Origin of the sequence: Nonomuraea sp. LPB2021202275-12-8 (genome assembly GCF_037044575.1) — a bacterium.
In the GTDB taxonomy this organism is placed as follows: domain Bacteria; phylum Actinomycetota; class Actinomycetes; order Streptosporangiales; family Streptosporangiaceae; genus Nonomuraea.
On record NZ_JBAHWD010000080.1, the window covers coordinates 1 to 8,216 of the forward strand.

General features: G+C 64.8%; 9 protein-coding genes and 1 pseudogene. 7 read left to right on the top strand and 3 right to left on the bottom strand.

What is annotated here, in order from left to right:
- The coding region (locus V5E28_RS48395) for a site-specific integrase (protein WP_336217081.1) at positions 1 to 518 on the top strand (518 nt) is incomplete at its 5' end.
- A gap of 356 nt (positions 519 to 874) precedes the next feature.
- Here V5E28_RS48395 and V5E28_RS48400 read toward each other — a convergent pair.
- Positions 875 to 1,102 (bottom strand): hypothetical protein, encoded by a 228-nt coding sequence (locus V5E28_RS48400; protein ID WP_336217082.1) that lies wholly within the window; start codon positions 1,100 to 1,102, stop codon positions 875 to 877.
- Between the two features lie 388 nt (positions 1,103 to 1,490).
- Here V5E28_RS48400 and V5E28_RS49995 point away from each other — a divergent pair.
- Positions 1,491 to 2,632 (top strand): annotated as a pseudogene (locus V5E28_RS49995) (IS3 family transposase); the annotation flags it as partial.
- Positions 2,633 to 2,651: 19 nt separating this feature from the next.
- On the opposite strand, the gene V5E28_RS50000 reads toward V5E28_RS49995, so the two are convergent.
- Both V5E28_RS50000 and V5E28_RS48415 read right to left on the bottom strand, forming a co-directional pair.
- On the bottom strand, positions 2,652 to 2,813 hold the full coding sequence (locus tag V5E28_RS50000) for a hypothetical protein (protein WP_442946014.1): 162 nt from the start codon (positions 2,811 to 2,813) through the stop codon (positions 2,652 to 2,654).
- Between the two features lie 113 nt (positions 2,814 to 2,926).
- Entirely contained in the window at positions 2,927 to 3,670 is a 744-nt protein-coding gene (locus V5E28_RS48415) for a helix-turn-helix domain-containing protein (protein WP_336217084.1), read from the bottom strand.
- Between the two features lie 142 nt (positions 3,671 to 3,812).
- On the opposite strand from V5E28_RS48415, the gene V5E28_RS50005 reads away from it, so the two are divergent.
- The 5 genes from V5E28_RS50005 (at position 3,813) to V5E28_RS48435 (ending at position 7,970) form a co-directional block, all read left to right on the top strand.
- The gene (locus tag V5E28_RS50005) at positions 3,813 to 4,151 is read left to right on the top strand and encodes a nucleotidyltransferase domain-containing protein (RefSeq protein ID WP_442946013.1); all 339 of its coding nucleotides are present in this window, start codon (positions 3,813 to 3,815) and stop codon (positions 4,149 to 4,151) included.
- Between the two features lie 19 nt (positions 4,152 to 4,170).
- Entirely contained in the window at positions 4,171 to 5,817 is a 1,647-nt protein-coding gene (gene istA, locus V5E28_RS48420; RefSeq protein WP_336217085.1) for an IS21 family transposase, read from the top strand.
- Complete coding sequence (gene istB / locus V5E28_RS48425) at positions 5,814 to 6,608, top strand: IS21-like element helper ATPase IstB (protein WP_329591240.1); 795 nt, start codon at positions 5,814 to 5,816, stop codon at positions 6,606 to 6,608. Before istA ends, istB begins: the two co-directional genes overlap by 4 nt.
- A 216-nt stretch (positions 6,609 to 6,824) precedes the next feature.
- On the top strand, positions 6,825 to 7,454 hold the full coding sequence (locus V5E28_RS48430; RefSeq protein WP_139635863.1) for a class I SAM-dependent methyltransferase: 630 nt from the start codon (positions 6,825 to 6,827) through the stop codon (positions 7,452 to 7,454).
- 51 nt (positions 7,455 to 7,505) lie between these two features.
- A complete protein-coding gene (locus V5E28_RS48435) occupies positions 7,506 to 7,970 on the top strand; it encodes a nucleotidyltransferase domain-containing protein (protein ID WP_336217086.1) in 465 nt (154 codons plus the stop codon).
- The last annotated feature ends 246 nt before the right edge of the window (positions 7,971 to 8,216 follow it).

Here is an 8,216-nt window from a genome sequence, read left to right on the forward strand (position 1 = left end):
TTCCCAAGCTCAAGTCCTGGCACCTGGTGACCGAGGTGGGGTTCAAGCACACGAAGTTCGCCATCTACGTATGGCGGGCCGAACGCGAAGGAGGAGACACCAAGACCCGCAAGTCCCGGCGCACGCTGGAACTGCCCAAGCTGGCAGCTCAGACCCTCCGCCAGCACCACGTCAACCAAGCCGCCGACAAGCTCAAGGCCGGCGAGGCATGGCAGGTCCACAACCTGGTGTTCTGCACAAGTGTCGGCACTCCACTGGACGCCTCGAACGTGCGGCGGGCGTTCCGAAAGATCACCAAAGGTGCGGGGATCGGAACCACATGGAGTCCCCGCGAACTACGTCACTCGTTCGTCTCCATCATGAGTGACCAAGGCGTACCCATCGAGACCATCGCCGATCTCGTCGGGCACGCTGGCACCAGCGTCACCGAAGCGGTCTACCGGCACCAACTCCGGCCAGTGATCACCAAAGGTGCCCACACGATGAACACCATCTTCGGCGACAGCCGACACGGGTAGAGAGTCCGAGTGAGATGGCTCCCCGATTGGGTCCCCATCGACTTTCAGACATGAGAAAAGGGCCCCCGGATTACTCCGAAGACCCTTTTCACCTGCATCTTCCTGGTGGAGATGAGGGGATTCGAACCCCTGACCCCTTCGATGCGAAGCATTCGAGTTGATCGCTCCACCTTGCGTATTGCCAGGTCAAACGTCTGTTCACGTGCATCGTAGTGCACTGCCGGGTCACTCTAGGCACCCTTGATGTCACTCACTTTGCCACTTGGCCGCTTACCAGCAGCGACTTCTGATCGCTTCGGTGTGAAGCATCCGAGAGGATTGATTGAGCACATGTGTTGTCTGGCCAGGCAACCGCACTATTTCGTCACACGCATCACTTTATAGACGCTGAGGCGCGAATTGATCGAGCAATAGTACTTCGCTTTATTAAAAGGGATCGCATTAAGAATCCTGGCGGCCTTGTTGCACTTCCCACTAGAGGAGTGATAGCTAACGACAGTATCTGCGCTGGCCGGGGCCGCGGTGACCGTCAGCGTCAAACACGTCGCTGCTGCCAGCATGGCCATCGCAAAGAATCGCTTCACGCAACACCTTCCCTTGAAGTTGATACCAGAGACTAGTTCAACGATGGCCGAATAAATGTCGGGTGAACACCCGACAATCACTGGATAGCATCCTGGATTTCTTGCCAAGGTTGTGGATGTAACCATAGAGTGCGGCGGTATGTTTCTGGTATGTCGTGGATACGTTGGCGACGGCTTACGAAGGATGCGCATGTTCCCGCCAGCATCACCCTTGGCCTGCCCGTCTGCCGTCGTCCCATCCGTAGGGGTAGCGGGCCAGCCGCGGGGCTGCCCCGGCCGCGCGCCCGGCGCCCAGGGCCGTGATGGAGCGAAGGCGGCCCTGGTGTGCCCCGGGTTGAGTAGAGGTGGATTTCTGGACTCTTGTGCCGCTTGATGAGAGGAAAGTGGCATGGGACGACGGGGCTATCCGCCGGAGTTCCGGCGCAAGGTACTGGACCTGCTCGAAGCAGGCCGCACGGCCACCGAGTTGGCGCATGACCTGGACATCAGCACGCAGACGATCTACACGTGGCGCCGCCAAGACCGCATCGATCGCGGCCTGGAGCCGGGCCTGACCACTGGCGAGAAGGCCGAGTTAGCGGCCGCCAGACGGCGCATCGCCGAGCTGGAGACCGAGTTGCAGGCCACCCGCCGGGCGATCGAGTTGATCCGCGAGGCGGCGCCCCCAAAAGACGGTTCGCAGCCATCGCGGTGATGGCCGGCGAAGGCTTCCCGGTCGAGGTCGCCTGCCGCGTCCTGAACGTGTCGGTGTCTGGCTACTACGCCTGGTGCGACCGGCCGCCCTCACCGCGGGCCATCCGGCACGCTTGACTGACTGACCTGATCCGGCAGATCCACCAGGACTCGCGTGGCTCCTACGGCGCCCGCCGCGTGCATGCTGAACTGACCTTGGGCCACCAGGTCACGGTCAGCCATGGAGCGGTGGATCTGCTCATGCGCCGGGCCGGGCTGGAAGGCCTCAGCGGCCGGCCCAAGTGGCGGCGCGCCAAGCCCGACCAATTCGCCACCGATCTGGTCGACCGCGCCTTCACCAGGGCCGAGCCCAATCAGTTGTGGATCACCGACATCACCGAACACCCGACACGCGAGGGCAAGGTGTTCTGCTGCGTGGTGCTGGACGCCTACTCTCGCCGCGTGGTCGGCTGGTCGATCGACTCCACCCAGACCGCCACCCTGGTGACCAGCGCCTTGGGCATGGCTATCGACAGCCGCACGCCACCGGTGGGAACGATCATTTACTCCGACCAGGGTGTGCAATTCGGGTCCTGGGCCTTCACCCAGCGGGCCAAGGACTCCGGCCTGCTGCCGTCGATGGGCAGCGCCGGCGACTGCTTCGACAACGCCATGATGGAGTCGTTCTGGTCCCGGATGCAGGTCGAACTCCTGGACCGTCAGCGCTGGAACACCCGCATCGAGCTCGCGAACGCGATCTTCGAGTACCTGGAGATCTGGCACAACCGGCAACGACGACACAGCAGCCTGGGCATGCTCACCCCGATACAGTTCGAGAACACCCACCGTGGCATGACAATCCAGGAAAGTGACTCCATCAAACTCGGGGCACACCAGTATCTCCAGAGCAGTCGGTACACATTTCGGCTGATAAGACCGTTTCGTCGGCGACGACGACAATCCGCGCGCGCTCGCGCAAGCCGAGCTTGACGAGGATGCGGCTCACATGAGTGCGCATGGTGCCCTCGGACAAGCACATCTGTGCTGTGACCTCGAAGTTGGACGTACCGGTGGCGATCCGGGCCGGCACTTCGCGCTGAGCAGGTCGGCCCGATGGTCATTCGCCTCCGCGCAGGTGGTGGGATCGGCTGGTCACTGTCCCCATTTCTCCGGCTCTCGCCGTCCGTACTCGACGAGGAGTTCCATGGCCCGCCGCTGGCCAGGGCTCATATCGGTCAACATCATCTGCCCGAACCGTGCCGTGGCGGCGACAGTGGCCGTCTGGTCCGCGGTGAGCTCGGTAGGGAGGTCCGTAGGCAGCAAACCGGGCAGCATCGCGTACAGCTCACCCGCGATCTCGTCGACGCGAGGGTCGTTCGCGTCGGCGTCCGCCAACGCGGCCAGCTTCAGGTTCCACCCCTGCCACGGCGAGCTCTGCCCTACACCGGCGAGATAGCGGTCCACGAGTTCAGGCAGCGCCACCTCCGCCGCCCGGAGGATCCCGATCTCGCCCTCGGGCAGGTCGAGACCGCGGACGGCCACGGCGAGCTCGGGAGACAGCGTCGGATCGTCCCCGTATGCGAGGAGGCGCGCTATCACGGCACGGCGGCGCTGAATCTCCGACTCCCCGTCGGCCAGCTCCGCGTCCAGCTCAACCAGTATCTCCCTCAGGTCCTCCGCGCCCTTCTCCGCCAGGGCATCGGCGACCTCGCCGAGTCCCATGCCGAGCGCGGTGAATTTGCGGATCTGCAGCAGGCGGCTCAACGCGCTCATGCCGTAGCTTCGATAACCGCTGGCGGTACGCTCCGGCTCGGCGAGCAACCCGATCCGGTGATAGTGACGAACGGTCCGCGGAGTCACGCCCGCGAGCTTGGCGATTTCGCCGATCAGCAACATGTCGAACAGTAAAACCCCTGCCCTCGCGACAAGGTCAAGCCCGCCGTGACCACCGCACAAGCCAAATCCGGCTCATCCAGCGGCCTCGACCCCGGAAACGCGGGATCCCGTCAATTCAGTCCAGCCGTCTCAAGAACGGCCGATGCGATGGCGGGTAACAGTGCGGGGTCTGGCGCGGCCCTCGAAGCCTCCCAGGGGCCAAGCCCGGGTCGGCGAGGCCCATTACGCTGCACAGGTGAACGCCGACGAGGTCCTCGCGATCTACAGCGACCTCCACGCCGAGAGTGTCCCCGTCTGGATTGATGGCGGGTGGTGTGTTGACGCGCTTCTCGGCAAGCAGACCCGTGGCTCTATACCTGAGTTGCGACAGCGTTTGTTGGCCGGCCGTGACAGCGGTCGTGTAGTCCGCCGGACTGTGTTGCTGAGTTTTGACAGCACCCAAGTGGTTGCGGTGGGACTATCAGGGTGCTACGCACCGTGAGGGAGCCCACGTGCCTCGCATGTCGAAGGTTGAGCTGTACGCGGCGATCCGCCGCGATGCTCGCACTGGCATGTCCAACCGGGCACTGCAAACGAAGCACGGCGTCGGGTTCCGCACGGTGCAGAAGGCGTTGGCCTCGGCATGGCCTGAACCACGCAAGAAGCTGCCGCAGCGAACGTCCAAGATCGACCCCTACAAGAACGTGATCGATCAGATGCTGCGCGCGGACCTGGACGCGCCACGCAAGCAGCGTCACACCACCAAGCGCATCTTCGACCGGCTGGTGAGCGAGCATCACGCGGTGGGAGTGTCGTATCAGATGGTTCGCGCCTACGTCGCGCAACGCCGTTCCGAGATCTGGACCGAGTCGGGCCGGGGCCCGAGCAAGGCGTTCGTGCCCCAGTCGCACCGGCCCGGCGCCGAGGCCGAGGTCGACTTCGGGGAGGTGACCATCCGATTGGCCGACGAGATGGTCAAGTGCGTGCTGTTCTCGTTGCGGCTGTCGTATTCGGGCAAGGCCGTGCACCGCGTGTTCGCCTCCGGCGGCCAGGAAGCGTTCTTCGAGGGACACGTCCACGCCTTCAGCGTGCTGGGAGGGGTGCCATTCGGCAAGGTCCGCTACGACAACCTCAAGGCCGCCGTCGCTCAGGTTCTGGGGTTCTCCCGTGCCCGGGTGGAGACCGCACGCTGGACGGCTTTCCGCTCCCACTACGGGATCGAGCCGTTCTACTGCCAGCCTGGTAAGCAGGGCGCCCACGAGAAGGGCGGAGTGGAAGGCGACATCGGCTGGTTTCGCCGCAACCACATGGTGCCGATCCCCGATGTCGCCTCACTGGCCGAGCTCAATGTGTTGATCGACGCTTGGGACCTGGCCGACGAGACACGGCGGATTGGGAACCGCGCCCGGACCATCGGGGAGTACTTCGCCATCGAGGCCCCGTTGCTCAAGATGTTGCCCACCGAGCCGTTCGAGACGGGGCTGCTGCTGACGCCGCGGGTGGACCGCTACAGCCAGATCACCGTGCGCACCAACCGGTATTCGGTGCCCGCCCGCCTGATCGGCCGCAGGGTGCGGGTCATGCTGCACGCCTCAGAGCTGGCCATCTACGACGGACGGGAAGAGGTCGCACGGCACGAACGGCTCCTGGCGAAAGCCGCGAGCCGGCTGGAGTTGGACCACTACCTGGAGGTCCTCATCCGCAAGCCTGGCGCCCTGCCGGGAGCCACCGTCTTGGAGCAGGCGCGCGCCGCGGGCAAGTTCACCCCCGTCCACGATGAATGGTGGGCGGCTGCCTGCAAAGCCCACGGCGACGCGGCCGGCACCCGCGCTTTGATCGAGGTGCTCCTGCTGACCCGTCACATGGCCCACGAGCACATCGTCACGGGGATAGCCACCGCAATCCGGGCTGGTGCGCTGACCGCTGATGCCGTCGCCTTGGAGGCTCGCAAAGCCGCCGACTCTGACTCCTCCACCAACACCAGCACCGAACCCGTCACCGCATCCGGCTCAGTACCGACCGGCGCGACGGTGACCTTCCTGACCGAGCGGCGCCTGGCACACCTGCCGCCCGATAACCGGCCGCTGCCCTCGGTGGCCGCCTACGACCAGTTGCTGCGACATCGCCGACCCGCCGCGCAGCCGTCCGCCCAGGGAGACACCTCATGACCTTTCCCCGCCACCGCGGATTGACCGAGCAAGCCGCCCAGGCCGCCGTGGACTCGGCCTGTCGGATGCTTCGGCTGCCGACCATCCGCCGTCAATTCGGCGAGTTGGCCGACACCGCGACCCGCGAGCAGATGACCTATTTGGGCTTCTTGGCCGAACTGCTGATGGCCGAATGCGACGACCGCGCGCGCCGCCGCTCCGAACGCCGGATCAAGGCCGCCGCTTTCCCTCGTGACAAGTCACTACGCGAGTACGACTTCGACGCGAACCCCCACATTGACCCCGCCGTCATCCACACCCTCGCCGCCTGCGAATGGGTGAAGAAAGGACAGCCGCTCTGCCTCATCGGCGACTCGGGCACCGGCAAGTCCCACCTGCTCATCGCGCTGGGCACCGAGGCTGCGATGAAGGGCTTCCGCGTCCGCTACACCCTGGCCACCAAGCTGGTCAACGAACTGGTCGAAGCCGCCGACGACAAGCAACTGTCCAAGACCATCGCCCGCTACGGCCGAGTCGACCTGCTCTGCATCGATGAGCTGGGCTACATGGAACTCGACCGCCGCGGCGCCGAACTCCTCTTCCAGGTGCTAACCGAGCGCGAAGAGAAAGCCAGCGTCGCCATCGCCTCCAACGAGAGCTTCGGCGGCTGGACCAAGACCTTCACCGACCCCCGGCTATGCGCGGCTATCGTCGACCGGCTCACCTTCGGCGGGAACATCATCGAGACCGGCACCGAGTCCTACCGCCTGGCCCAGACCCGAGCTCGGGTCGAGCAGCGCACCGCAGGCTGACGATCAGGGGTCTGATACTGGTGTGATCGCCTAATCAACTGTCGCCAGTTCCCCGGGGAGTCCAGCCAGCTGGTGACGGACTGTGGTCGCCAGCGGCTTGTCGCGCCACCGGGTGATGGCCTTGTCCTGGTAGCCGAGCGAGTCCGATACGACGGCGCAGGATTCGGCACGGGGCCGGAGAACAGCTGAGAAGGGGGGGGTGTTAACGTCCTTCCCGTGGCGAAGCACCAGGACGAGACCAGGACGGCCTACGACGGGGTCGTCGAGTTATATGCGTCGATGTTCGCTAACCGACTGGAGACGCAGCCGTTCGCACGGAACATGATCGGCACCTTCGCCGAGTTGGTGCGTGGGACGGGGAATTCGCGGGTGGCGGATGTCGGCTGCGGGCCCGGACATCTGACGGCCATGCTGCACGACCTGGAACTGGATGCCTTCGGGCTCGACCTCTCTCCGGCCATGGTCGACCACGCTCGGCGGGCCCATCCGGCCCTGAAGTTCGATGAGGCCCGGATGGAGGAACTCCCCGTTGAGGACGGCGCGCTCGGCGGCGTGCTGGCCCACTACTCGATGATTCACACCCCTCCTGGGGAACTACCCGCGCTGCTCGCCGAGCAGGCGCGTGTCCTGGCGCCGGGGGGCCTTCTCCTGGTCTCGTTCTTCGGAACCGACGCGCCCGAGCCGGTCCGCTTCGACCACAAGGTGACACCCGCCTATAGCTGGCCGGCGGACCGCTTCGCCGAGTTGCTGGCCGGGGCTGGGTTCGCCACATTCGCGCGGCTGCTCCACGACCCGGCCTCCGAGCGGGGCTTCCTGGACGCCCACTTGCTGGCCCGTCTCCGCTAGAGAACGGGCGGAGGTGGGTGCTGCCATTTCTCACCAACATTTCTGCGCCTGTTGATCGCCAACCGCTGTCCAAACTCACCAACAAACGATGTCTCTACTGACCGACGAAATCAGACCCGCGAACACGCCGACCTTGACATCGCTGTTGCCCGTGAGCACGCACAGCGCCTCAAGGAGTTGTTCGCACGGTGGGGTTACGTGCCGCAGCCACGACAGGACGCGACCGACTATAACTACGTCGTCGCGGCCAGCAGCGGCGGCATGGTCGATGTTCACGTGTTCGAGTTCGACGAGCGGGGCAACAACACGTACGGGATCGAGTATCCCAAGGACTCCCTGACGGGCACAGGTGTCATCGCCGGGCACGAGGTGCGGTGCATCGCCGCTGAATGGATGTTCAGGTTCAAGACGGCGTACCCGCCCAAGGACAAAGATCTTGAGGACGTTCGTGCCCTCGGCGAAAAGTACGGGTTCGAGGTACCGGCCACACATCGCCGCCCAGCGCCTCGGCTCTGAATCGCGCGCCGGGTGGCTAGCGCCCGTTCCGCCGTGATCAAGCGGTAGAGGGCGCTGGACGGTCTCAGCCGACGTGCGCTTCGGCGCGTGCCAGCGTGACGGAGACCGTCTACCGGAAACAGCTCCGCCCCGTCATCCTCGACGGCGCGGCGGCCATGGATCAGATCTTCAGGGACACGTAGTCACTCAGTTAGTCACCCAGCAACGCAAAAGGCCGCTTCCAACGCTCTGGAAGCGGCCTTTGAC

Excerpts from the sequence above, each read along its gene's own strand:
- V5E28_RS50000 (WP_442946014.1), bottom strand. The coding sequence starts at position 2,813 with ATGTGCTTGTCCGAGGGCACCATGCGCACTCATGTGAGCCGCATCCTC.
- istA (WP_336217085.1), top strand. The coding sequence starts at position 4,171 with ATGTCGAAGGTTGAGCTGTACGCGGCGATCCGCCGCGATGCTCGCACT.
- V5E28_RS48415 (WP_336217084.1), bottom strand. The coding sequence starts at position 3,670 with ATGTTGCTGATCGGCGAAATCGCCAAGCTCGCGGGCGTGACTCCGCGG.
- istB (WP_329591240.1), top strand. The coding sequence starts at position 5,814 with ATGACCTTTCCCCGCCACCGCGGATTGACCGAGCAAGCCGCCCAGGCC.
- V5E28_RS50005 (WP_442946013.1), top strand. The coding sequence starts at position 3,813 with ATGCGATGGCGGGTAACAGTGCGGGGTCTGGCGCGGCCCTCGAAGCCT.